This window comes from Flavonifractor sp. An82, from assembly GCF_002159265.1.
In the GTDB taxonomy this organism is placed as follows: Bacteria; Bacillota; Clostridia; order Oscillospirales; family Oscillospiraceae; genus Flavonifractor.
The window spans coordinates 189,546-212,883 of sequence record NZ_NFHG01000001.1 but is presented as its reverse complement, the minus strand read 5'-3'; the positions used below and the strand labels follow the sequence as shown (position 1 = coordinate 212,883).

34 protein-coding genes are annotated in these 23,338 nt (G+C 60.9%); 12 read left to right on the top strand and 22 right to left on the bottom strand.

Annotation, left to right across the window (positions count from 1 at the left end; genetic code table 11):
- Positions 1–15 precede the first annotated feature (15 nt).
- The 3 genes from argH to glgB form a co-directional block, all read right to left on the bottom strand.
- Positions 16–1,401, bottom strand: coding sequence for an argininosuccinate lyase (gene argH, locus B5G34_RS01345; RefSeq protein ID WP_087333648.1), 1,386 nt, complete (start codon positions 1,399–1,401; stop codon positions 16–18).
- Between the two features lie 94 nt (positions 1,402–1,495).
- Positions 1,496–2,716 (bottom strand): argininosuccinate synthase, encoded by a 1,221-nt coding sequence (locus B5G34_RS01340; RefSeq protein ID WP_087333647.1) that lies wholly within the window; start codon positions 2,714–2,716, stop codon positions 1,496–1,498.
- A gap of 156 nt (positions 2,717–2,872) precedes the next feature.
- A complete protein-coding gene (gene glgB / locus B5G34_RS01335; RefSeq protein ID WP_087333646.1) occupies positions 2,873–4,633 on the bottom strand; it encodes a 1,4-alpha-glucan branching protein GlgB in 1,761 nt (586 codons plus the stop codon).
- Positions 4,634–4,808: 175 nt separating this feature from the next.
- On the opposite strand from glgB, the gene B5G34_RS01330 reads away from it, so the two are divergent.
- The 3 genes from B5G34_RS01330 to B5G34_RS01320 are packed head-to-tail and all read left to right on the top strand — an operon-like array spanning position 4,809 to position 7,314.
- A complete protein-coding gene (locus B5G34_RS01330; RefSeq protein WP_087333645.1) occupies positions 4,809–5,699 on the top strand; it encodes a metal ABC transporter substrate-binding protein in 891 nt (296 codons plus the stop codon).
- Positions 5,696–6,466, top strand: a complete 771-nt coding sequence (locus B5G34_RS01325; protein ID WP_087333644.1) for a metal ABC transporter ATP-binding protein — start codon at positions 5,696–5,698, stop codon at positions 6,464–6,466. The genes B5G34_RS01330 and B5G34_RS01325 overlap by 4 nt, the downstream gene beginning before the upstream one ends.
- Complete coding sequence (locus B5G34_RS01320; protein ID WP_087333643.1) at positions 6,466–7,314, top strand: metal ABC transporter permease; 849 nt, start codon at positions 6,466–6,468, stop codon at positions 7,312–7,314. Before B5G34_RS01325 ends, B5G34_RS01320 begins: the two co-directional genes overlap by 1 nt.
- 353 nt (positions 7,315–7,667) lie before the next feature.
- Here B5G34_RS01320 and B5G34_RS01315 read toward each other — a convergent pair whose 3' ends face one another.
- Entirely contained in the window at positions 7,668–9,110 is a 1,443-nt protein-coding gene (locus B5G34_RS01315; protein ID WP_087333642.1) for a sigma-70 family RNA polymerase sigma factor, read from the bottom strand.
- A gap of 149 nt (positions 9,111–9,259) precedes the next feature.
- Between B5G34_RS01315 and B5G34_RS01310 the strand changes: the two genes are divergently transcribed.
- The 9 genes from B5G34_RS01310 to B5G34_RS01290 all read left to right on the top strand — a co-directional run bounded on the left by B5G34_RS01310 (position 9,260) and on the right by B5G34_RS01290 (position 13,023).
- Positions 9,260–9,940, top strand: coding sequence for a VTT domain-containing protein (locus tag B5G34_RS01310; RefSeq protein ID WP_087333641.1), 681 nt, complete (start codon positions 9,260–9,262; stop codon positions 9,938–9,940).
- Positions 9,937–10,587: a lysoplasmalogenase family protein gene (locus tag B5G34_RS01305; protein WP_087333640.1), complete on the top strand. Its 651-nt coding sequence runs from the start codon at positions 9,937–9,939 to the stop codon at positions 10,585–10,587. The genes B5G34_RS01310 and B5G34_RS01305 overlap by 4 nt, the downstream gene beginning before the upstream one ends.
- Positions 10,588–10,591: 4 nt before the next feature.
- The gene (locus B5G34_RS01300; protein WP_087333639.1) at positions 10,592–11,245 is read left to right on the top strand and encodes a TIGR01906 family membrane protein; all 654 of its coding nucleotides are present in this window, start codon (positions 10,592–10,594) and stop codon (positions 11,243–11,245) included.
- Between the two features lie 105 nt (positions 11,246–11,350).
- The gene (locus B5G34_RS18625; RefSeq protein ID WP_162609396.1) at positions 11,351–11,524 is read left to right on the top strand and encodes a hypothetical protein; all 174 of its coding nucleotides are present in this window, start codon (positions 11,351–11,353) and stop codon (positions 11,522–11,524) included.
- Between the two features lie 11 nt (positions 11,525–11,535).
- The gene (locus B5G34_RS01295; RefSeq protein ID WP_087333638.1) at positions 11,536–11,724 is read left to right on the top strand and encodes a hypothetical protein; all 189 of its coding nucleotides are present in this window, start codon (positions 11,536–11,538) and stop codon (positions 11,722–11,724) included.
- 167 nt (positions 11,725–11,891) lie between these two features.
- Entirely contained in the window at positions 11,892–12,017 is a 126-nt protein-coding gene (locus B5G34_RS19355; protein WP_275532285.1) for a hypothetical protein, read from the top strand.
- 116 nt (positions 12,018–12,133) lie between these two features.
- On the top strand, positions 12,134–12,394 hold the full coding sequence (locus B5G34_RS18320; protein WP_140397171.1) for a hypothetical protein: 261 nt from the start codon (positions 12,134–12,136) through the stop codon (positions 12,392–12,394).
- 16 nt (positions 12,395–12,410) lie between these two features.
- Positions 12,411–12,785 carry a hypothetical protein gene (locus B5G34_RS18315; protein WP_140397170.1) on the top strand — a complete coding sequence of 125 codons (375 nt, stop codon included), beginning with the start codon at positions 12,411–12,413 and terminating at the stop codon, positions 12,783–12,785.
- A complete protein-coding gene (locus B5G34_RS01290; RefSeq protein ID WP_162609395.1) occupies positions 12,766–13,023 on the top strand; it encodes a hypothetical protein in 258 nt (85 codons plus the stop codon). Before B5G34_RS18315 ends, B5G34_RS01290 begins: the two co-directional genes overlap by 20 nt.
- 120 nt (positions 13,024–13,143) lie before the next feature.
- On the opposite strand, the gene B5G34_RS01285 is transcribed toward B5G34_RS01290, so the two are convergent.
- From B5G34_RS01285 to B5G34_RS01205, 18 genes are read right to left on the bottom strand one after another with little or no spacing between them, the layout of a single operon-like run.
- The gene (locus B5G34_RS01285) at positions 13,144–13,596 is read right to left on the bottom strand and encodes a phage holin family protein (RefSeq protein WP_087333636.1); all 453 of its coding nucleotides are present in this window, start codon (positions 13,594–13,596) and stop codon (positions 13,144–13,146) included.
- A gap of 1 nt (position 13,597) precedes the next feature.
- Positions 13,598–14,353 (bottom strand): peptidoglycan recognition family protein, encoded by a 756-nt coding sequence (locus tag B5G34_RS01280; RefSeq protein WP_087333635.1) that lies wholly within the window; start codon positions 14,351–14,353, stop codon positions 13,598–13,600.
- A complete protein-coding gene (locus tag B5G34_RS01275) occupies positions 14,346–14,786 on the bottom strand; it encodes a hypothetical protein (RefSeq protein ID WP_204245888.1) in 441 nt (146 codons plus the stop codon). The genes B5G34_RS01280 and B5G34_RS01275 overlap by 8 nt, the downstream gene beginning before the upstream one ends.
- A gap of 18 nt (positions 14,787–14,804) precedes the next feature.
- Positions 14,805–14,960 (bottom strand): hypothetical protein, encoded by a 156-nt coding sequence (locus B5G34_RS18310; protein ID WP_242956740.1) that lies wholly within the window; start codon positions 14,958–14,960, stop codon positions 14,805–14,807.
- A gap of 55 nt (positions 14,961–15,015) precedes the next feature.
- Positions 15,016–15,342: a toxin-antitoxin system toxin subunit gene (locus tag B5G34_RS01270; protein ID WP_242956739.1), complete on the bottom strand. Its 327-nt coding sequence runs from the start codon at positions 15,340–15,342 to the stop codon at positions 15,016–15,018.
- Entirely contained in the window at positions 15,326–16,417 is a 1,092-nt protein-coding gene (locus B5G34_RS01265) for a sigma factor-like helix-turn-helix DNA-binding protein (RefSeq protein ID WP_087333634.1), read from the bottom strand. Before B5G34_RS01265 ends, B5G34_RS01270 begins: the two co-directional genes overlap by 17 nt.
- Positions 16,414–16,668 (bottom strand): hypothetical protein, encoded by a 255-nt coding sequence (locus B5G34_RS01260; protein ID WP_087333633.1) that lies wholly within the window; start codon positions 16,666–16,668, stop codon positions 16,414–16,416. The genes B5G34_RS01265 and B5G34_RS01260 overlap by 4 nt, the downstream gene beginning before the upstream one ends.
- A 4-nt stretch (positions 16,669–16,672) precedes the next feature.
- Positions 16,673–17,320 carry a hypothetical protein gene (locus tag B5G34_RS01255; RefSeq protein WP_087333632.1) on the bottom strand — a complete coding sequence of 216 codons (648 nt, stop codon included), beginning with the start codon at positions 17,318–17,320 and terminating at the stop codon, positions 16,673–16,675.
- Positions 17,317–17,625: a hypothetical protein gene (locus B5G34_RS01250; RefSeq protein ID WP_140397167.1), complete on the bottom strand. Its 309-nt coding sequence runs from the start codon at positions 17,623–17,625 to the stop codon at positions 17,317–17,319. Before B5G34_RS01250 ends, B5G34_RS01255 begins: the two co-directional genes overlap by 4 nt.
- A 10-nt stretch (positions 17,626–17,635) precedes the next feature.
- The gene (locus tag B5G34_RS01245; protein ID WP_140397166.1) at positions 17,636–17,902 is read right to left on the bottom strand and encodes a hypothetical protein; all 267 of its coding nucleotides are present in this window, start codon (positions 17,900–17,902) and stop codon (positions 17,636–17,638) included.
- Positions 17,903–17,908: 6 nt separating this feature from the next.
- A complete protein-coding gene (locus tag B5G34_RS01240) occupies positions 17,909–18,274 on the bottom strand; it encodes a PF13754 domain-containing protein (RefSeq protein ID WP_087333629.1) in 366 nt (121 codons plus the stop codon).
- On the bottom strand, positions 18,267–19,151 hold the full coding sequence (locus B5G34_RS01235; protein ID WP_087333628.1) for an Ig-like domain-containing protein: 885 nt from the start codon (positions 19,149–19,151) through the stop codon (positions 18,267–18,269). Before B5G34_RS01235 ends, B5G34_RS01240 begins: the two co-directional genes overlap by 8 nt.
- Before the next feature lie 18 nt (positions 19,152–19,169).
- Entirely contained in the window at positions 19,170–19,742 is a 573-nt protein-coding gene (locus tag B5G34_RS01230) for a putative phage tail protein (RefSeq protein ID WP_087333627.1), read from the bottom strand.
- A gap of 13 nt (positions 19,743–19,755) precedes the next feature.
- Complete coding sequence (locus tag B5G34_RS01225) at positions 19,756–20,838, bottom strand: baseplate J/gp47 family protein (protein ID WP_087333626.1); 1,083 nt, start codon at positions 20,836–20,838, stop codon at positions 19,756–19,758.
- Entirely contained in the window at positions 20,825–21,253 is a 429-nt protein-coding gene (locus B5G34_RS01220; RefSeq protein ID WP_087333625.1) for a DUF2634 domain-containing protein, read from the bottom strand. The genes B5G34_RS01225 and B5G34_RS01220 overlap by 14 nt, the downstream gene beginning before the upstream one ends.
- Positions 21,250–21,705, bottom strand: a complete 456-nt coding sequence (locus tag B5G34_RS01215) for a DUF2577 family protein (protein WP_087333624.1) — start codon at positions 21,703–21,705, stop codon at positions 21,250–21,252. Before B5G34_RS01215 ends, B5G34_RS01220 begins: the two co-directional genes overlap by 4 nt.
- Positions 21,702–22,688, bottom strand: coding sequence for a hypothetical protein (locus tag B5G34_RS01210; protein ID WP_087333623.1), 987 nt, complete (start codon positions 22,686–22,688; stop codon positions 21,702–21,704). Before B5G34_RS01210 ends, B5G34_RS01215 begins: the two co-directional genes overlap by 4 nt.
- A complete protein-coding gene (locus tag B5G34_RS01205) occupies positions 22,685–23,338 on the bottom strand; it encodes a LysM domain-containing protein (protein WP_087333622.1) in 654 nt (217 codons plus the stop codon). Before B5G34_RS01205 ends, B5G34_RS01210 begins: the two co-directional genes overlap by 4 nt.

Sequence of the window (23,338 nt, the reverse complement as noted above, 5' to 3'; positions counted from 1 at the left end):
TCTACGGCGGCACAACTAACCATGGACTCTCTCCTCCACAAAGGCCTTGATGTTGGCGATCTGCTGCTCCACGGCCTCCTTGGCGGGGCCGCCGTAGACCTTGCGGCCGTTGACGCAGGTCTTGAGCTCCAGAGCCTGATACACGTCGGCGTCGAACAGGTTGGAGATAGAGCGGAAGTCCTTCAGGGGCAGGGTGTCCAGGGTCTCACCCGCCTTGATGCACAGGTTGACCAGCCGGCCCACGATCATGTAGGCCTCCCGGAAGGGCATGTCCTTCTTGGTCAGGTAGTCGGCGCAGTCGGTGGCGTTGATGAAGCCGCCGGAGGCCGCGTTTCTCATATTCTTGGGCAGGACGGTGAGGGTGTCCAGCATGGCGGTAAAGACAGGAATGCACATCTCCACGGTGTCGATGGCGTCAAAGACGGGCTCCTTGTCCTCCTGCATGTCCTTATTGTAGGCCAGGGGCAGGCCCTTCATGACGGTGAGCAGGGTGATGAGGGAGCCGTACACCCGGCCGGTCTTGCCCCGGACCAGCTCGGCCACGTCGGGGTTCTTCTTCTGGGGCATGATGGAGGAGCCGGTGGAGTAGGCGTCGTCCAGCTCCACATACTCGAACTCCCAGGAGCACCAGAGGATGATCTCCTCGGAGAACCGGGACAGGTGCATCATGAGAATGGAGCAGGCAGACAAAAACTCAATGGCAAAGTCCCGGTCGGACACGGAATCCATGGAGTTGTCGGTGGGCTTTTTGAAGCCCAGGGCGGCGGCAGTCTGGAACCGGTCCACGGGATAGGTGGAGGTGGCCAGGGCGCCGGCGCCCAGGGGGCACTCGTCCATCCGCTCCAGGCAGTCCTCCAGCCGGGTCACGTCCCGGCGGAGCATATTGGCGTAGGCCATCATGTAGTGGGCGAAGGTGGTGGGCTGGGCCCGCTGCATGTGGGTGTAGCCCGGCATGACGGTCTCCAGGTTGGCTTCCGCCTTTTTGATGAGGACCTTCTCCAGGTCCAGCACCATGTTGATGATCTTGGGGATCTCCTGCTTGACATACAGCCGGAAATCCACCGCCACCTGGTCGTTACGGGACCGGCCGGTGTGGAGCCGCTTGCCGGTGTCCCCGATGCGCTGGGTGAGCATGGTCTCAATGTTCATGTGGATATCCTCGTTCTCCAGAGAGAACTCCACCTGCCCGGCGTCGATGTCCGCCAGGATAATTTTCAGGCCCTCGATGATCTTTTCCGCCTCGTGCTCCTCAATGATGCCCTGCTTGCCCAGCATGGTGGCATGGGCGATGGAGCCGGCGATATCCTCTTTATACATCCGGGCGTCGAAGGTGATGGAAGAGTTGAAGTCGTTGACCAGTGTATCGGTCTCTTTCTGGAACCGTCCGGCCCATAATTTCATAATTGATCGCTCCCTATCTGGATTGCGGGCGACCACAGGCCGCCCCTACGGTAATGGTAGGAACGGCCTGCGGCCGCCCGCAGAAAATGTCGAATTACTTATTCAGCTTACCCTGGTCACGGAGGGCGAGAACGGTATCAGGCAGGCCCCACAGGTTGATGAAGCCGGTGGCATCGTTCTGGTTGTAGTCGCTCTCCTGGAAGGTGACGATGTCCTCGGAGTAGAGGGTCTCGGGAGAGGTGACGCCGGAGGTGATGATGTTGCCCTTGTAGAGCTTCAGCTTCACCTGGCCGGTGACGTGCTTCTGAGTCTCGGTGGCAAAGGCGGACAGGGCCTCCCGCAGGGGGGTGAACCACTTGCCGTTGTACACCAGGTCGGCGAAGTCCACCGCCAGCTTGCTCTTCATGTGGGCGGTATCCTTGTCGATGGTGATCATCTCCAGCACCTCGTGGGCCCGGTACAGGATGGCGCCGCCGGGGGTCTCGTACACGCCCCGGTCCTTCATGCCGGTCATCCGGTTCTCCACGATGTCCAGCAGGCCAATGCCGTTGTCGCCGCCCAGCTTGTTCAGCTTGCGGATGATGTCGGAGGCCTTCATCTTCTCGCCGTCCACAGCCACGGGCCAGCCCTTCTCAAAGTCGATGGTCACATAGGTGGGGGCGTCGGGCGCCATGGCGGGAGACACGCCCATCTCCAGGAAGCCGGGCTTGTCGTACTGAGGCTCGGAAGCGGGGTCCTCCAGGTCCAGGCCCTCGTGGGACAGGTGCCACAGGTTCTTGTCCTTGGAGTAGCTGGTCTCACGGTTGATCTTCAGAGGCACGTTGTGGGCCTCGGCGTAGTCGATCTCCTCGTTCCGGCTCTTGATGGACCACTCACGCCAGGGGGCGATGATCTTCATCTCGGGGGCGAAGCGCTTGATGGCCAGCTCGAAACGGATCTGGTCGTTGCCCTTGCCGGTGCAGCCGTGGGCAATGGCGTCGGCCCCTTCCTTCTTGGCGATGTCCACCAGACCCTTGGCAATGACGGGCCGGGCAAAAGCGGTGCCCAGCAGATAGTCCTCATACTTGGCGCCCATCTGCATGGAGGGGATGATGACGTCGTCCACCATCTCGTCCACCAGGTCCATGACGTACAGCTTGGAAGCACCGGTCTTGATGGCCTTCTCCTCCAGGCCCTCCAGCTCGTCGTTCTGGCCCACGTCGCCGGCCACGGCGATGATCTCGGGGTTGCCGTAGTTCTCCTTCAGCCAGGGGATGATGATGGATGTATCCAGACCGCCGGAATAGGCGAGTACCACTTTCTTAATGTCAGCCATGGTAAAAACCTCCGTTTGTTTATGTTGGAGACAGTGTACCACAGCCCACTGGAAAATGCAAGAGTAATATCGCATAAATATGCGTATTTTTCCGGGGCTCATTGGGCAATATTTTGGCTATTCCGTATAATATTCATTTTGCAATGAATATTCGCTTCATTTCATGCGGTACAGCTGGCCGGAATAGGGGGGCAGGCACACCGTAAGCACGCCTCCGGCGGGCCTGGGCGCCTTCCCCTCCGGGGTGCGGCCGCCGAAGCGCTGCCAGTCGGTGTGGAGGAGCAGCTCGGCCCCCGACCGGGCGGGCATCTGGTATTGCCGGGCCTGATCGCTGAGGTTGAGGAGGGCCGCCAGCCGCTCCCCGCCCCCCTGCCGCTGGATGGCGTAGACACAGGCCTCCTCCCGGCGGCAGTCCAGCCAGGCGAAGCCCTCCGGCCGGTAGTCCCACTGGGAGAGGGCCGGGTGGTCCAGATAAATATGGTTCAGCTCCGATATGTAATGGTAGAAGGCGTCGTGGATGGGATAGTCCAGCAGCAGCCAGTCCTGCTCCCGGCGTTCGTCCCACTCCCGGAAGTGGCCGATCTCATTGCCCATGAAGTTGAGCTTCTTCCCCGGGTGGACCATCATATAGAGGTAGAGGGCCCGGGCCTGGGGGAACTTCCCGTCATAATCCCCGTGCATCTTCTGCAAAATGGTGGCCTTGCCGTGGACCACCTCGTCGTGGGACAGGGGGAGCAGGTAGCGCTCCTGGGGAAAGTAGTGCATGGAGAAGGTGAGCTGGTGATACCGCCCGGGCCGCTGATCCGGGGGCGTCTGGAAATAGGACAGGGTGTCGTGCATCCACCCCATGTCCCACTTGTAGTCAAAGCCCAGTCCCCCCTGGTCCGCCGGGGCGGTGACCTTGGGGAAGTTGGTGGAGTCCTCCGCCGCCAGGATGCAGTCGGGGCACAGCTGCTTCAGGCCCCGGTTCATGGTGCGCAGGAAGGCCACCCCGTCCCCGTTGACCCCCCGGGCCTCATCTCCCTGCCAGTAGAGGATGCGGCTGATGGCGTCCATCCGCAGGCCGTCAAAGTGGAACACCTCCAGCCAGTACCGGGCGCAGGACTGGAGGAAGGAGCGCACCTCCCCCCGGGAGTGCATGAAGTTGTGGCTCCCCCACTCGCTGACCTCCACGTCCCGGTGGGGGTACTCATAGAGGGCGGTGCCGTCATACCGGGCCAGGCCGTAGTCGTCCACCGCAAAGTGGGCGGGCACAAAGTCCAGGATCACCCCGATCCCCGCCTGATGGAGCCGGTCAATGAGGGTCATCAGCTCCTTGGCGGTGCCGTACCGGCTGGTGGGGGCGTAAAAGCCGGTGATCTGGTAGCCCCAGCTCTCGTCGCAGGGGTGCTCACTGAGTGGGAGAAACTCCACATAGTTGTAGCCGCTCTCCTTTATATAAGTAATGAGGGGCTGGGCCAGCTCGTCATAGCGGTACCAGCCGCCGTCGGGCTTTCTCCGCCAGGAGCCCAGGTGGAGCTCGTAAATGTTCAGCGGCTCCTCGATACGGCTGCTCCGCCCTTCCATCCAAGCCTCATCCTGAAAGGTGTGCTCCGCCAGATCCCGCACCACCGAGCGGTGGTCGGGCCGCAGCTCCATGCCGAAGCCGTAGGGGTCGCAGTGGTCGGTATAGCCTCCGTCCCGGCGGTAAATGCGGTACTGGTAGCAGTCCCCCGGCTCCACGCCGTCGGTCCGCAGTTCATAAAAATTCCCGTCGTGGACCCGCTCCATGGGCAGCTCCCGTCCCCCGTGGAGCAGCACCACCCCCGCCGCTCCCGGCGCGAAGGTGCGGAAGACCCACCCCTCCTCCTCCCGGTGGGCCCCCAGCCAGGTGTATGCGTCAAAGCACTGCCCGGTATAAAATGCGTAGTAGTCCATAGCTTGGCTCCTTTTCTTTCTGATCCTTGGACATCTATTACATAACACTGTAATTTTATCATTCTTTTGTGGCTTTATCCAGTACACAGAGCAAATATTTTGTTTTACAGCAGGCGAAAAAAGCAGTATAATATAAAGTTGTCATCGATTCAATTTTACTGATAAGGGGAACGATATGAAAAAACTGATTGCGCCCCTGTGCGCCCTTGTCCTGCTGCTCTCCGCCTGCGGACAGCCCGCCCCCGCCCAGGACGAAGATACCCTCCACATTGTGGCCACCACCTACCCGGTCTACCTCTTCACCACCGCGGTGACCGAGGGGGCGGAGGGGGTGGAGGTGAGCCTGCTGGTGAACCAGCAGACCTCCTGTCTCCACGACTACACCCTCACCGTCAGCGACATGAAGGCCATTGAGGGGGCCGACGTCATCGTCATGAACGGCGCCGGGCTGGAGGACTTTATGGACGACGCGCTGTCCGCCTCGGACGCCACGGTCATCGACTGCTCGGCGGGGATGGACCTGCTGCCTGCCCAGGGCCATGAGGGCCACGACCACGACACCGAGTACGACCCCCACATCTGGATGGACCCTGCCAATGCTCAGGTCATGCTGGGCACCATTGCCGACCAACTGGGTCAGATCACCGGTCAGGACCTCCAGGCCAGCTGTGCCGCGGTGCAGCAGCAGGTGGAAGAGGCCGCACAGCAGTGGAAGGAGCAGCTGACCACCCTGTCTGCTCCCAAGCTGATCACCTTCCACGACGGCTTCCAGTACTTTTCCCGCTCCTTTGGTCTGGAGCTGCTGAAGGCCATTGAGGAGGAAGAGGGCAGCGAGGCCAGCGCCCAGGAGATCCAGGAGATCGTCTCTCTGGTGGATCAGTACCAGCTGCCCGCCATCTTTACCGAGGTCAACGGTTCCGAATCCACCGCACAGGCCATCTCCAGAGAGTGCGGCTGCGGTGTCTATCAGCTGAACATGATCATGAGCGGCGACGGCACAGGCATTCAGCCCTACCTGGACGCCATGCAGAACAACATTGACACCATTGTGGAGGCGTTTGGATGAGCGTACACAAACACGGCGATTCCGGGCCGGGCTGCGCCGGGTCCTGCTGCCTGAAGGTGGCCGACCTGGGGGTCAACTTCGGCAATGAAGAGGTCCTCCACGACGTATCCTTCCACCTGCACTGCGGGGAGATCGTGGCCCTCATCGGCCCCAACGGAGCGGGCAAAAGCTCCCTCTTCCGCACCATTTTAGGGCAGATCCCCCACACCGGCCTCATCGAGTTCCAGCGGGCGGGGGGTGACAAGACCCGGCCCCTCATCGGCTACGTGCCCCAGTCCCCCAGCTTCGACCGGGGGGACCCGGTGAGCGTCTTTGACTTTTTCTCCGCCGCCATCTCCCGCTGGCCGGTGTTCCTCCCCTCCCCCAAGAAGCTGCGCACCCGGGTGGCCGACTGTCTGGCCCGGGTCCACGGGGAGAGCCTGATGGACAAGCGGATGGGAGCCCTGTCCGGCGGCGAGCTCCAGCGGGTGCTGCTGGCCCTGGCCCTGGAGCCCCTGCCCCACATTCTCATTCTGGACGAGCCTCTCTCCGGCGTGGACATCGACGGCGAGAAGCAGCTGCTGGACATGCTGGACGAGATCCGCACCCGGTTCGACCTGTCCATCCTGCTGTCCACCCACGACTTTGCCACCCTGGACCAGTACGCCGACAAGGTGATCCTGCTGAAGAGCCAGGTACTCAAGGTGGGGCCCCCTCAGGAGGTCCTGTCCTCCCCTGAATTTCAGGAGGTCTTTCACCTGGCCCTGGGGAAAGGAGGGCAGAAGTAATGGAACTGTGGTATTCCCTGGTGGAGCTGCTCCCCTTCGAGTGGGCCGCTCCCGGCACCATGTACTTCATGAAAAATGCCCTACTGGCGGTGCTGGTCATCTCCCCCCTGTTCGGCATCCTGTCCACTATGGTGGTCACCAACCGGATGAGCTTCTTCTCCGACGCCCTGGGCCACTCCGCCTTTACCGGCATCGCCATCGGCACCCTGTGCGGCCTGGCCGACCCCATGTGGGCCGCCATCCTGCTGGCCGCCGCCTTCGCCCTGCTCTTTACCTACGTCCAGCGCCGGTCCAACATGGCCAGCGACACGGTGATCGGGGTGTTCTCCTCCACCGCCGTGGCCCTGGGCATCTTCATCGCCACCTTTGACAGCGGCAGCTTCACCAAGTTCAACAGCCTGCTCATCGGCGATATCCTCAGCGTGGAACCGGGCAAGATCGCCCTGCTGGCCGTCATCCTGCTGGTGGTGATTGTGCTGTGGCTGTGCTCCTTCAACGGGCTCATGCTCTCCTCCGTCCACCCCGCTCTGGCCGACAGCCGGGGCATCCAGGTGTTCTGGCAGGAGGCCGTCTTCTCCATGGCCATCGCCGTGGTGGTCACTGTGTCCATGACCTGGGTGGGCCTCATGGTCATCAACTCCCTGCTGGTCCTCCCTGCCGCCGCCGCCCGCAACCTGGCCCGGAACATGCGGCAGTTCCACCTGATCTCCATTGCGGCCGCCGTGGTGGCGGGCATCGCCGGACTGATGACCTCCTACGAGCTGGGGTCCTCCGCCGGCGCCTCCATCACCCTCTATCTGGCCCTGTGGTTCGCCATTACCTTCCTGCTGCGGAAAAAGCGGATGTAACGATTTGAAAAGCCGTTCGGACCCTTTACAGGCCCGAACGGCTTTTTGACTGTTTCCAAGTGCAAACTTTATGTGAACTTTACCAAGGTCCTCTTGTTCTTTACCTGGGTGGGGCGTATACTGAGTTCAGTGAAATCAGACAGGAGGTGATAGTAAGATGACCGAGTACAACTACAATGCCAAGGACGTGGACGAGCTGATCTTTGACGGCGACCAGCAGGTGGTCTCCAGCGAGCGGTAAGTCCCTTTCATCTATGGACAAGAACCACACCTTCGGGTGTGGATTTTTGCGTTTTTAGGGGGCCGCCCCTGTTCTGCCCACAGGCATTTCCGTTCTGGGCAGCGCTCCATGTTCAACGAAATTCCCAGGTCATTCCATAGTCATCACTGTACAAATAAATCATCTCCACAGCACCGTCAGACTGGTTGCACACCTTGATCGGGTAGACCCCGCTTGAGCCGTGAAACGCAGGAGATTGCGGTGTGAACACGTATTCTTCCCCTGTGTATTGCTCCGGAAGCGGTACCGTCAACTCTCGCCAAGTGTCTCCTCCGTTGGAGGTCCACCAGATATCCGGACCTGCATCCTCATAATAGCGATAACTGATAAATCCAATCTGATCGGTAGAAAATCCTGCGCCGGTCAGCACACAGTAGTGTTCCCCGGCCTTGTAGGGGTTTCCGATTTCCGACCAAGTCTCTCCGCCGTCGTGGGTCAGGTAGATTCTCATGGGCTGGTTGCCCATTGCAACAGGAGCCGTAAGTACGAGATAACCGCCGTCCCCCCAAAATCCGATAAATCCGCCTGTAGGAACCACATCTTCCTTCCATTCCCCCCAGAGGATCATTTTGTCGCTCCCCGTAACCACAGATTCCTTCCAGGTTTTTCCACCGTCATGACTCAGTAAAATTTTTGTGGGCGACTCCGGCAGAATGACGGCAATATTGTCATCGTTCAAATACACCCACTGCCCTTCCTGCATCTGTTCCTGGATCACCGCCGCACTGGGCCCATCCTCATTGGCAGAAAACGCAGATAGAATCCACCCTATGGGATCATATCCCAGTGTCGCCGCCAGAGCCACCGTTCCCATTGACAGCACAAGGAGGAAGCAAGCTGCCACAGCACCCCACTTTATCCAACCCGTTCTTTTTGCGTTCTTCTTGTAATGGAGCGCTTCCTCCACATATTTGATATCAAGCTCGCTCATAGCGTCAGAAAACTTTTTTGCGTTCATACAAACACCCCCCCTTTCTATCAAATATTGTTTCATTTTCTTCCGGATACGGGTCAACCGGACGGAGACCGTTTTCTCCGAAAGGCCCACAAGCCCGCCTATGTCCTTGTAACTGTCGGAAAACCAATAGCGGCGCATGAAAATAGCCCGGTTTTCATGGGTCAGCGTGTCCAAAAAGTCCTCAATGATTCGGGCCAGCTCTTTGGCTTCCAGCTCATCTTCCATGGTTTTCCGGTCTGCGAGACAGGCCTCCATTTCCTGCATGGCGATTGTGTATATACTGTTTCGCTTGGCCGCATTCTTTCTCCAATAGAGTTTGAGAGAAATGTTCCGAACGATTTTCACGAGATAGGAAAGCAAGGGGTCGGGCCTTTCCGGTGGAATGGTGTTCCATGCGCCTAAGTACGCTTGATTGACGCACTCCTCTGCGTCCTGGCTGCTGTTCACAATATTGTACGAGACGGCGTGACAGATTTTCCCGTATTTCATGTCCAGCTCCCGGATCGCCTGCTGGTCACGGGCGAAAAACAGTTCTATGATTGTCTTGTCGTCTGCCATCTCAACACCTCCTTTCCGGCTTCATCTATATACTACCGTTTTCGCGGCAAAAACTACATCCCTGTAAAAATTCAGAAAATCTTAATGGCCTTTCCTGTCCCGATGTGATAGCCTATAGGACAGAACACAGAAAGACGAGGCGACACAGCTTGAAGAAACAGCACACCTGGCTCCCAGCGCTGCTGCTGGCCCTCCTGCTGGTGGGGGGCAGCGGACTGCTGCTGTGGCAGACCGGCTTCTTTTCCTCCCTGGGCTCTCTGGAGGAAATGCGGGCCTATATTTCCCGCTTTGCCCCCTTCACCCACCTGTTTTACTTTGTGATCCAGCTGCTGGGCGTGGTGGTGGCCCCCATCCCCAGCAACGTCACCGCCCTGGCCGGCGCCCTGCTCTTCGGCACCTGGCCCGCCTTCCTGCTCACCTGGGCGGCGGTGGTGGCGGGCTCCACCCTGGTCTTCTGGCTGGCCCGGGCCCTGGGCCAGCGGTTTGTGGACCGGCTGGTGAGCCAGAAGGTGTCGGAAAAATATCTGGACATCATCCGCCGCAAGCGGGACGTGTTTCTCTTTCTGGCCTTCCTCTTTCCCTTCTTCCCCGACGATCTGCTGTGCATTCTGGCCGGTCTCACCGACATCCCCCTCAAACGCTTCTTTGTGCTGGTGCTGGCGGCCCGGCCCTGGGGGCTGCTGGTATCCTGCCTGGTGGGCGGCTCGGTGCTGGCCATTCCCTACTGGGCCATGGCCCTGCTGGGGGCCGCCGGTCTGGCCGTCTTCCTGGTGTGCATGAAGTACGGCGACCGCTGGGAGCAGAAGCTGCTGGAGCGGTTCAAGAAATGAAGCGCAGCCTGTGGTTTCCCCTCCTGGAGGGCTGCCTCTACGCCGCCTTTCTGGCCCTGGACCTGTTTTGGCCGGGCAGCGGCTGGGATATCCCCCTGAAATATCTCTCCATCCTGCTGTGTTTCCTCTTTGTCCTGAGGGTAGGCCGCGGCACGGACGGCGCTCTGATGAAAGCGGCCCTGGGCTTTACCGTGCTGGCCGACCTCTTTCTGCTGGTGCTGGACCGGTGGTATCTGGCGGGGGTGGCCTGCTTCTGCGTAGTGCAGCTGCTCTACCTCACCCGCATTGCCGCGGTACGCCGGGAGCAGTTCCCCCTCCGGCTGGCCCTGCGGGGATTGCTGGTGCTGGCGGCCTGGATTACGGCGGGCGGGCTGGGGGCTCTGGACGGCCTCACCGCCCTCTCCCTGTTCTACTTCTCCCAGCTGACGGTCAACGTGCTGGAGAGCCTCATCCTGCGTCCCCCCTACCGCGGCTTCGGAGTGGGGCTGCTCCTCTTTCTGTGCTGCGATCTGTGCGTTGGCCTGCAAAATCTGTCCGCCTGGTTTCCGGCGGCAGGGGGCCCGCTGGTACAATTTGCCCGGGTGGGCATGTGGCTGTTCTACCTGCCCTCCCAGGTGCTGATCTCTCTGTCTGTCAAAAGGAAGTGATCCCATGCGACTGCCCAAAGCCGCCTCTGTCCTGTGCGCCGTCATACTGGCGCTGCTGATCCTCAGCTTCTCCATCGCCCTGCCCATCCTGTTCCGCCCCTTCTACTATATCCAGATCAAAACCCTGGATCTGCCGGAGCGCACCGGCTGGTCGGAGGAGGTCATCCGGGAGGCCTATGACCAGGTGTTGGACTACTGCGTGCTGGGCAAGCCCTTCGGCACCGGTCAGCTGGCCTGGTCGGAATCGGGCTACAGCCACTTTGCCGACGTGCGGGGGCTGTTCCTGCTGGACTTCTGGGTGCTGGGCATCACCGCCGCCCTGTGCGCCCTTCTGCTGGTCCTGCGGCTGTGGAAGAAATGGGTCTTCCGTCCCCTGCTGGGCCACGGCCCCGGCTTCTGGGCCGGGGTATGCACCGGCGGGGTGATTCTGGTGGTGGCCGGTCTGGCGGCGCTGGACTTCAACCGGGCCTTTGTGGTCTTCCACGCCATCTTCTTCCCCGGCAAGGACAACTGGATCTTTGATGAAAACACCGATCAGATCATCCAGGTGATGCCGAAGGAATTTTTCTGCAACTGCGCCATTCTCATCGGGGTGGCGCTGCTCACCTGCTGCACCGTGCTCATCCTGGCGGACCTCATCCGCCGCAAACGCGCTTAAACCTGTACCGGGCCGGGCCTGAGGGCCCGGTCCGGATTTTTTTGCTTTTCCTTTGGGCTGATAAGCGGGCGCAGTGTGGGCAAGCTAACGGCAGGAGGTGATCGCATGGAATCCACATACAGCGACCGATACGCTCATCTGATGGAAGATCCGGCCATGGAGGCCTATTTTTCTCAGCTTCCCGGTTATATCCAGGCTCAGATCCGGGCCCGCAAGCAGCAGCCCGCCACCCTGGAGGACCTGAAACGGATGGCCGAGGAGGTCAAGCAGCTGTTTTAGGAGGTAATTGTATGGCCAAGCAAGGCATGGCGCGTCCTGAACGCACCCACACCCAGCCCCGCAATGCAGAACCTCCCGTGCCAGAGCTCCAGGGGAAGGCCAGGCATGGGAAGCATCGGGCAAAATCCATCATCCCTGGCACCTCCGGTCCCGGCCTGAAGGTCTTCCATCAAAGCCCTTCCGCCGAGCAAGAGGACTGATTTCAAAGAGAACGCGCCGCCCTCTCAGTCCGGCGCGTTCTCTGTCTTCCCAATAGCCGATCAGCATTGGATCACAGGCAGGCCTGTCCGGGAACACCAAAACGCGGGGGACACATAGAATGGAGCGGAAGGGAACGCCCCTTCAATATCTGCTAGGAGGTATTGCAATGCCCGACAAGATGATGCCCGGTCCGGTCCAGGATGCGGCCTGCATCCGGGAGGCCGTATGCATACACACGAAAAAGATCTACGATTCCTGTAAGGAGAAAGATATAGCTTATTATATAATTTAAGTAACTCACATTATTGTAATTAAATAAAATTTTTGCTTTTACATTCAGCAACACTTGAAATAGTCATATTTTTCTTATAAAATTCTAATATACACATAAGTGAAGGAGGAACTTTTATGAGTAAACCTCAATATGCAAATGCTTTTACCGTTTCATTCAATAAGAATCTGAATGAAGTCGTTATTGGCTTTGCACAAGAATATCCACACGCAGAGGTTTCTTCCCCAGTATCTGAAAACAACGAAACCACCCCGCCGCTTGAATTTTCAACTATTCGGGAAGATATTTGTGGGGTAGTTATTCCCGAAGAAATAGCTCGACAGCTAGTTACTATCTTAGGGAACACCTTAAATCAGCAGGAATCCGCAGGTCATTAAATTGGATGTGTAATTAATGGCAAAAAAATTTGAAGCAAAAGATCCTCGCGGAGTTACAATATATTGCGAAGAGGACCAATGGACCAGGCATATTGTCAATCCTTCTACAGGCCATCCAATTATGGAAGATAACGTGGATGCCATCATTGAAACAATAACATCCCCTGAAGTCATTTATGAAAGTCATGACAGTTTACCTTCTCTTAATTACCGTGAAGTGTATTGTAAGAAATCAGAAAGTTCCACGTACTATTTTAGTAATGCCCCATATACTAAAGTAGTCGTTACTACATGTGGTGGTAGCGGGGAGGTAATAACGGCGTACCCGGCTAGAAACGCTGAGGGCGGGACAAAAGGGGATGCTATTTATCGTGAACAAAATGAAAATTAATATTGATTACGACAAGCGTTTTGATACTTTATACGTTGCTCTCGGAAACAAATCGAATTCCTATGGCGACGATAGTTCGGATGGCATCATTCTAATGCGAGATTTAATTACAGATGCTATAACCGGGTTTACAATCTTAAGTTTTTTCAAAAAATACCACTCAAACTCCTTGCCAAAATTGCCTGATTCGCTTGGATTTTCAATCGAGAAAGATATTATACCAAAAATTAAACAGTAACGGAATGAGCCTACATCAGTTCCTCATCTTTATGTATCAATGGACAATAAAGATGAGGAATTGATGTTTTACTTACAACTCTTTTCCCCTCGGCTTTGAATTTTAAAGCCGCAAAATGTGTTAGTGTTTCACAGCCTGATCCACCTTGTCCTCCAGGGCCGTAATCATTTTGGTGAGCCACGCCGGAATAGGCGCACCCAGGGCGCCGGCGTTCTCGATGATGGAGCCCGCCTCGGTGAGGATGTACCAGATCACTACCAGAGGGCAGAGCAGTACCGTGTAGGTGAAGGGCAGCTCCACCCCGGGCACATTGCCCAGCAGGTGGCCGATGACCGTGTCCAGAATGGCAGCTACGATGACGGCCACCACGCTGCCCAGCTTGTGCCAGATCCCGTCCCGTGCAGATTTGCTGGACCACTCTCCCGCCCGCAGGGCAGCAGCGGAGCCGGTGGCATAGTCGATAATCATACAGCCGATCCAGGCCACCACAACCCAGCCGAACCAGCCCCACAGGGCGGTGAGAGCAGCACACACGGCGGCCACCGCCGCCTTGAAAGTATTGATGTGCTCCATGTCAGCCACCTCCATCCGGCAGCAGGCCCAGCCGGTCCAGCACCAGAGCGGCCTGCTCCCGGGACAGAGGAGCCTGAGGTGCGGTACCGTCAAACACCCCGGCAGCCTCTGCCCTTTCCCAGGCCTCCTTGGACCAGCTGCTGCTCTCCTTCTCCCGCTGCTGGGTCAGGTAGACCTCCATCATGGCGTTGAACTGTTCCTGCGTCACTTCTTCCCCCTCCTCCAATCGCTTGTTGACCGCTGCCGCGATGTCCCCCTCCAGGGCATACAGGTAGTCCCCCGGACATGCCTTGGCGGCAAAGTCCCGGTGACAGGTCATGTTGCACCCACCCCGGTGGTTCACCCGATCGGCCTTGCTGTTAGACCACACCAGGCTCTTGATACCGTTCCGACCGCAGATATCCGTCAGCAGGTCAATGAGGGCCGCCAGCGCCTTTTCCGTGACCTTGTAGGGACTCACCGCCTCGCTGGACACCTCGATGGTAATGGCCCGGTGGTCATTCTCCCGGTCGGAGCTACACCAGGACCGGTCCCTCTCGTCCACACACAGGCCGATGCTGCCGTCCTCCCCCACAGCATAGTTGCAGGACGCACCATTATCCGGGTCGTAGCCTGTGAAGTGGGACATGTTCAAGATCTGCCGGGCAGTTCCCTGCCCGGCAGTACAGTGGATGGTAATGGTGTCAATGGCGTGGTTCCGGGGACTGGTCCGGTTGGGGGACAGCCTGGTGCAAGTCACCAGCGGGCTGTTACTCACTGGTCTCGCCGCCGTCCTCAGTGCCGCCGGTCTCCTCACCGCCCTCGGTGTCCTCGCCGCCGTTCTGCTCCTTCTCCCATTCCTCCCGGGCGGGCTGAGAGATGGGGCCGGGGTCGGCGGTGGCCTCCATCAGATCGATCATGCCCTGATAGTCGCCCTCATTCCACAGGGGCTTGAGCTGGACCATCAGCGCCATGCGCTTGCGGATGTAGGCGTTGAACTCGCCGTTCACGGCAGCCAGGTCGGGGTTCTCCTCATGGAGCTTGGCCCAGTCGGGGCGGAAGGCACGGGGCAGCACGGTAGCGCCCTTGTGCTCATCTCTGCCCAGCCGGATGTTGTTCTGCATCATGGAATCGCCCACGCCCAGGTCCACACCGTTGGCGTTGGCAATAGCATAGCAGACAGGAACCAGTTTATTGTAGTTGATAGACATGTTCTTTCTCCTTTCCTTTTACTCCGCGGTTCCGCCGAACTCGGCGGGCACCAGCTCCGGCATGCCGAAGTCCTTGATGATGATGTCGGCCACCTGCTGCTTCAGCAGCCGGGGCACCTGATCAAACTTGGTGCGCTCCTCCACCACACGACACGCAAACAACATAGCCATCATTTCTCTGTCTCCTTCCAAATATAAATATATTCCCAAGGCCCAGCGGGCCAATAGGTCACGCATAGACCACCGATGCCATCTCCACCAGGCAGTCCTCCAGGAACTGATTGGACTCCGTCAGCGCAGTTACCTTTGCCTGCAGCTCTTCCACCGTGGGGGCAGGCTCCTGCTCCGGCGGCGTGGGGACCTCTCCCGGCGTCAGGCCCACCAGCACTCCGTCCTGAATGTCCAGCGTGCAGTAGCCGCAGCAGTCCCAGGCCGCCTTCTCCAGCTGGGGCGGCACCGCGACCCACCCCTCCAGCCAGCACTCTGTCCGGTGGCTCTGGCTCTGCAGGCCGTGGCCGCCGTCCTCTCTGGCCGCGATCTCAATGATGGTCAACATCCAAATCCCTCCTGATCCATGTAAATAAGCGATACAGCAGCCGGCGCAGCAGAGATTTCCTGTCCTGCCGCCCAGACACCCGATCCTCCAGCCAGGCCAGCAGCACCCCGGAGCTCCAGCCGCCCGGCTGTACCTCCAGCTCAGGCCCAACCGCCCCCGCTGTCCGTACCCGGCCGTCCCGCACAAAGCGCAGCAGCAAGTCCTTCAGGTGGATGGGCGCAGGCTTCGGGATAGTTTTGCCCCGTTTCTGATAGGTCCGCTTCTCCCGCGTCTCCTCCTCCAAAGGTAGATCGTTGAAGTGAGCCATGAGCCGCTCCTCCAGGCTGTCCAGCCCCCGCACCTCCACCTGCTCCCCCAGAGCCAGGCTCTCCATCCGCCGCAGACCGCACCGGATGGACCGGAGCACCGAGGCGTGATCCACCCCCAGCAGGGCGCCGATCTCCCGCAGGCTGAGCCACTCGCCATAATAGAGGTACAGATAAGTCTGCTGGCGCTGGGTCAGCCGGTCCAGGACAGCTTTCAGCACCTGCGGCTCCCCCAGATCCACCACCAGGGGGCCGCCCTCCCGGCGGCTCAGCAGATCATAGAACACTCTGGCGTCCTCCGCGATCCTGTCCTTTCCCCGCTGTAGGGTGCGGCAGACGGTGGAGCGGTGCTTCCCCGCCTCCCGGGCCACCTGGGCGGGGCGCTTGCCCCCATCTGTCTGGGCCAGATAGGCCTCCTGGGTTGGGGTAAGTCCGGCCCGGGCCGTCCGCACCGCCAGGCGCATTTTGTCCTGTTCCGTGGGGCCCTCCGGGTCCTCGCTCCCCTCCAGCTCCGCCCAGGTCTGGTACTGGAGCTTGTCCCACTGCCAGCCTTCCAGGCCGGACCAGGTTCTGCCCCGGCTGATCCTGTGTTGTGGCATCAGCTCCCGCAAAAGCCGGGCGCAGTCCACCAGGTCCTCCTCCACGGCAGCCAGCTTCAACCGAAGGTCCGCAGCCTCCCGACCCCGGGCCGCCGCCAGCTTGGCCTGAAGGTCCGCCTTTTCCGCCCGCAGGGCCTTGGCCCGCTCCTTGATCTCCCCGGCCCGGTTCATTTTTTACTCGTGTCTATCCGGGGCGCCCGGAGATCGGATGTGGTATAGGCCCCATCTCTTGGCCGGGTGTAATACCCCTGAGTAAGCTGCCGCAGATCCCGCATCTCCGCCAGCATCTGCCGCAGGATTGCCAGCTCCCGGGCGGCAACGGAGTTCCCCTGCGCAGCCTGTTCCTTCCGGTCTTCAATGGCCAGCCGCAGACGCACAGCTGCCTCCCGATATTCTTCTGCCAATTCCGTCAGCTTGGCCATATTCTCACCCCGCGCCCGGTTTTCCGATATGCTCGATCTCATACCAGGTCTTGCCGTCCAGGCCGCCCCAGGTATACCCCATAGCCTCCAGCACGTCCCAGGTCGCTCCATACTTGAACACCAGGGCGGTGGAGCCGGTGGCCGACAGGGTAAGCCCCTCCTCTCCCACGGCGCTCACCCGGATGGTGGCGGTAACCGATGTCTCCCCGTTTCCGTGGATACGGATGCTGTCAAGCGCATTCTGCCCGTCGAACCTGGACATACCTCCCGCCGGCTGGTAGACCGCAGTTACCCCGCCGTTTTTCTGCACTGTCCATCCGGGGGCCTCTACAGTCAGTGTGGCAGCACCCTCTCCGGTGATCTCCATACGCAGCGCCCTGATCCTGCACAGGGCGGTGATGCTGCACATACCGGCAAACTCGGCCACCTCACCAACTCCGAAGAAGCCATAGGAGACGTCAAACTCCGGTGTCAGCGCCGCCCGGAAGACCTGCAGCGACGTGTCGCCCTGGGCAATGCGGAGTACCTTCGGTATCAGGGTCTGCAGCGGCTCGTCTGCAGTAGCAGACACCCCCATCCGGGCCAGATTCTCCGCCAGTTCCTCCCGGAGCCGGCACAGCAGAGAGACATACGGCGTCAGGTTCGTACTCACGACGGCACCCCCACCACCTGCTCCAGCAGCTCAGCCAAGCCGTCCAGGGCCTCCATGCAGCTGGCCGCATTGGCCACCGCCTCATCCAGCTCAGCGCCCGTACAGGTCAGCTCATATTCGGTTGCCATACTATCCCTCCTCACCGCCAGGCGTTTTCCGTCCCGCAGCCGGGCAAAGGAGCCGTCCGGCAGGATCACCCTGGCGCTGTCCGTTGCCTGGACTCGGACCGCGATCCGCCCACCCACTTCTACCGGGTTGGGCAGAAGTGAGACCGCCAGGATCACCGGGGGAAACCTGTCCGCCATACCGCTCACCTCACTTGCCCACCTGGATAGAGACCCGCTTCTTGATGATCTCGGTACCCACCGAGAAGGTCACAGTCAGTTGATAGAGGCCGGTGCTTTTGGGCTCCACCTCGACTCGAAGGTCGTGATCCACGATCTCGACTACGCCCTCCTCCGAAGTGCCGCCGCCCTCCAGGAGCCAGGTCCCGTCCCGAATGGTAAAGGCGTCACTGTCCCGGATCGTGACCTGCAGCGTCAGCCGCCGGCGCTCCCCCAACAGCATTCTGATCTCCTGCACTGTAACTCACCTCCCACACAACTGGCAGCGGATCAGTTCTACCGTGATCTCATGAAGCTCCGCCGTGATCCCCACCGGGTCCGGCAGAAGCCGGGCAGAAATCTCACGCCGGGTCAGTACCGCCGCCACCTGGTCCGCAGACCAGTCCGCGCCCACCTCCAACAGCTGCACCCTGCAGCACAACTGGGTGATATCGTAGGTCATGAGGATGGAGCAAAAATAGCTGCGGTTTCCCGCGTCATCCTCCGCCCACAGCGCTACGGTGTACTCCCCGGTGGGCCTGGCGGGGACCGTGGTCTCCCACAGGCCCTCCTGTCCCGGCCGGAGCAGGATCTCCGCGCCGTCACAGCTGCCCCAGATCCGCTTAATCATCGGTAGCCTTGACCCGCAGGATAAAGGTAGCGCCGCAGTCCACGGGATTAGGCGTCATGGATACACTGACGAACACAGGGGCGTTGGTATCCAGATAAACGGTGCGGGTGATCACGGTCTGTTTGCCTGCCGCATCGGTGGCCTTGATCGTGATCCGGTTCTCCCCCTCGGTCAGGGTGACCTCGGTGGAGAAGGTACCGCCCTCGTTCACCACCACCGGGCTGTCGTTGACCGTCAGGGTGACAGGGCCGGAGGTCACGTCGTTGGTCTCGCCGCTGACCACCAGCTTGCTGCTGTTGGTCTTGAAGCCCTCCACGGGTGCCGTGACGTTCAGGGTAGGCGGCACGGTGTCCGTGGTGAAGGTAACAGAGGCCTGCTGGGCCGCGTTGCCGTCGTGGTCCGAGGCGTCCACCGTAATGGTGTGGGGGCCGTCCTCCAGGCCGGAGGCCGCAGCGGTAAACAGATACCCGCCGTCTGTGGCCTCGCTGGAGAGCTGCTCCAAGGGCTTGCCGTCCACTTTGACCACTACCGTGGCGGTGTCCACGCCGGAGTCGTTGTCCGTCACCTTGAAGGTAATCGTGGGGGCTGCCGTTCCCAGATAGGCGTCCGCGGTGGGCGAAGTGATGGCAATGACCGGGGCCACCCGCTCCTTAGCCTGCAGGCGCAGATTGGTGCCGAAGGTGGAATGTTCGTCATCAATGGTGGTGGAGTTTCCGCCCTCATCGGTTGCCGTCAGTTCCACCGGGTAATAGTGCCCCTCCTGGTTATAGCTGGACAGCATGGGAGCCTGGATCTGTACCACCCAGTCGCCGCTGCCCTCTTCCTGGGTCAGCTGATAGGTTTGGCCGTTGATCCTGGCCGTCATGGTTTTGATCATGTGTTTTCCTCCCAAATATCAGGTCATTTTCGGGTGACAGTAAAAGGACAGTTCAAAGTCCGCCCAGGTTGGGAAATGCTCCTCCATCTGGGCCCAGGTGAGCCCCGCCGCCTCCAGATCTCCCCAGGTGATTGGGTTAATGATAAATTGCAGGTGTGCAGGCTTGACCAGCTCCACGGAGTCCCGGAGCAGCCTGGCGTCCACACGGATAAACCCCGCCTGATCTCCATAAAACCGCAGAGAGAAGGTATACTGGGAAAAATTCTCCGTCACCTTCACGTCATAGCCCGTCAGGGCCTTGGCCATGGACTCAATGAGGGCCACGTTGGCGGTACCGCCGGCGCACAGCTGGGCCACCACCGCCTGCCGCCGCTCCTCCAGGGTAGCCCCCGGAGCGGGGGTACGGCCGGTGAGCCGCTCCCACTCCGTCAGCCCTGCCTCATTGGCCGTGTGGGCGTAAAACTCCAGATAGAGCCGCCTGGCCCCCTCCAGCAGTTCCTGGGACAGGTCCGCCATGGGGTCCGACACCCCGGCGGTATAGGGGCTGTCCCGCAGCCGCCGGGGCAGCCGCTCCAGTATGTCGCGTGTCATCTCGGAGCCCCTCCTAACCCGTGGTGATGGTCACAGTACCCAGCACCGGCACCTGCTCCGCCGTCTTGGCCACGTTGGCAGCCTGCCCGTTGAGCCGCAGGTCCCCATAGTCCACCACGCCGTCGCAGGACAGCAGCCGCAGGGCCACCTGGTTGAACCGGACCGGATCACCGGTGCCGAAGTCCATAGCCTCAAACATTTCCTCCAGCAGGCCGGACAGCTGGGTCTCTACGGCATCCGCCCGGACGCCGCCGTCCAGAGTGCAGGCGGCGGTGACGGAGATCTCCAGAGCCTGGGCGGACACCGCCGTTACATCCGCCCCGATGACCCGCCCCTCGTCCAGGATCTGCTGGGCCTGAGTGACGATGAGCTCGTCCACCGGCTGCTTGTCCGCGCTGGCCAGCACCACCTTCACGGTGCCGGGGCCGTCCCACAGGGGGATGGTCTTGGCCTGGCCCACGCCGGGAGTCTGGCGGGCCAGCTGCTCGTAGTAGTACACGTTGCCGCTGGCCACCGGCTTGGAGAGCCTGGTATAGATCCGCTCATAGAAAGAGGCATCGCTCTCGGCGTCGGCCCCTCCCTCGCCGGGGCCGGCGTTGGTGACCCCATCCACCCCCGGAAGGGTCACCAGAAATCGGACCACACTGCCGGGAGCCACGTTGTACACCTCCCCGGCGGCCTCCGCCGTGGCGGGGACCACCGCGGTGCCGCCGGAGATGGAGGCCGCCAGGTCGGTGGTAAACCGCAGGCCGGAGGCGGTGAGACATACCGTACCTGCCGGAATGACCGCCCCGTCATGACCGTTAAATGTGAGGGTAACATGGGCGGTGGAGGCGAGGGTGCGTTCCATGCCGTACTGCCCGGCAAAGAGATCCAGAAAGGGCCCGGAGTCCGGTCCGGGCACGGCGGCGGCCAGCAGCACCTGAAACTGCTGCCAGGCCTTATAGATCTGATAGGCCGCCTCGGAATAGATGAGGTCGGTATAGGAGCCCTCCCGGGTGTCGATATCCAGCCCGGCGGCCGTCAGGCGGCTCATCAGCTCCGCCTTGACGGTCTCCGGCGTGACCTCGCTGCTGAATGCGCTAAAGTCCAACATCCACGTTCACCTCCCCGTAAATAGTACTGACCATGCACCGCAGGCTGAGGGTGGAACCGGAGAAGTTCACTGCGATCTGCCTCACATCGTTGATGTAGGGATTGACCTTCAGGCACTCCTGCACATAGCGCACCGCCTCCGCCTCCTTGACCTCGGCGGTGTAGGGCCGTCCGGTGAGCTCCTGGAGCTCGCAGCCGTAGTTCCGGGTAAAGAGTACCAGATGGCCCCGAACGGCGTGGAGGGCGTTCCACGCCCAGGTGGCCACCGCCTGGGCCCCGGTGACCCACACCGGGCTGCCGCCTCGCCAGCGGGGCCGGTCCGTCTCAAAGTCCCAGGCCACCTCCCGGTACAGGGGGAGGGCCCCCGTCCCCAGCCCCGCCTGGTCCGGGGCTTCGATCAGCGGAAACAGCGTCACGGCTCTCCCTCCTTCCCCACCGGCGTGACTTTGCACAGCACATAGTAGATCTGGCCCTCACGGTCGGGCAGCAGCACTACCTGGTCTCCCTTGGCCAGACGGCGGCTCTTCAGGGTGACGGTGACTGTTCCGGACAGGGTGCCGGGCAGGTTAAACAGCGTGATGCTCTCCGCCAGACACTGGGCCAGGCAGGCCACCACACGGTTGACGCCCAGCGTCACCTCGCCGCCGGCGGAGGAATAGGTGGCCTCCACCTCCTCGCTGTAGTCGTACAGCAGCATGGGATTGACCATGAGATCCCGTTCGTCCAGATCCATGCCGTCTGCCCGGATCACCAGGCGGTCCTCCCCCACGTCCAGAACGGTACCCAGGCACCAGCCCGGCGGCTGGGCCTTTTGGGCCCGCTTGTCTACCTCCAGCAGAATGCCGGCGTAGGGATCTTCCGGATTCATGTCACGTCACCTCCCGATTCTGTCTGATACATCACGTTGCGCAGGTTGAGGGTCAGCTGCACGGTGTAGCCGTTTTTGTCCCAGCGGTGCTTGTCGGCGTCGATCCAGAACACTCCGGACAGACCGGTCACCGGTTGGTGCACGATCACCGTCCTGCCGGTGGTGAGCCGGACATCTCCCAGACAGCTCACCGTCACCTTCTGGGCCAGGCCGTTGTCCTCCAGCAGCCTCCTGGCCTCGGTCTGGGCGTCCTCCCCCTCCCGCTGGGTGATGTGCTGCTCCAGCAGGCCGTACAGATCCACCGCGGACTGATCCCGCACCGTGGTCAGCCGCACGCCGTCGGCGTCGTAGATGCCCACGCTGTTGACCATGTCCTCAATGGACTGGGTGGTGGTGGAGGTCAGCAGATTGGACTTGGGGCGGATCACCAGGCTCTCCCCCCTCTCGCTGCGCTCCCGGACGGTAAGCCTGTCCCACTCGAACCGGGCCAGATACTGCTTCCCCGTCTGCCGGGAGGCCAGGGTGTACAGGGTACTGATGATTCGCCACAGATCAGTGCCGGAGAATTTGCGGCTCACCGACACCCCGGTGGCCGCCAGCTCCCCCACGGGGATGCCGTAGCTCTGGCACAGGCGGCGCACCGCGGTCTCCGGAGTCTCCCCCCGCACCTGCAGGGTGCCCTGGTTGCCCGCCAGATAGAGCCCCCGGTCCATGGCGGTGACCGCCACAGTGGGCTTGGTATCGCTGAGGGTGCGGGTCACCACCGGCCCCTGGAAGAGCTGGGCCCCGCTGTCGTCCCAGAAGCCCGCCATGGCCCCCACCGGGCATTCCACCGCCGGCAGGTTTGGGTCGGCCTGGCCCACCGCCAGATCAAAGGAGAGGGTACGGGCCGCCCGCTGCTTGTCTCCGCTCCACTCCACATTGCCCACCAGTCCCCAGGCGTTCTCCACTGTCCTGCCGCCGGAGGTAAACTTCAGGATCATCCGCTCACCCCCAGTTGGCTGGCGGGAGGCAGAGTAAGCACCTGCCCCGGAAAGATCAGATGGGGGTTCTTGATGCCGTTGTAGGCTGCCAGTGCGTTGTAGTACTTGGCGGTACCGTTGCCGTAGAACCGGCGGCAGATCACCGACAGGCAGTCCCCCGCCGCCACCGTGTAGGTCTGGGCCTGCCCGCTCTGCTCCGCCTCGCTGCGGCCGCCGGTGCCGCCGGTACCGCCGGTCTGGGAAGTCACCGCCTCCAGAGGCTGGGCCTCCTTCAGATAGAGCTTGGCATACACGTCCCCGGTGCCGTCCCGCTCCTCCCAGGCGATCTCCTCCAGCACCACCTGGGTGTTGACCACGCCGGGCACCACATAGCGCACCACCTTTTTACCCCGCACCCAGGCCATGAGCTTGTTGACATAATAGTAAGGGTCTGACACCGCGCCGGGGGCGCTGTAGGGCCGCACCCCCGCCGGGAAGAGGCACTCCAGCACCCCGCTGTAGGCGGAGGGGTCCCCGGGCAGATAGACGGTGCCCGTGCCGTTGACGGTGAGCTCCCGGACGTTCTGCCCGGCGCTCCACCCGAAGGGCAGGGGCGGCACCGGGAGCCGCAGCTCCTCACCGTCCGCCAGAAATGAAAAGGTCAGCGACAT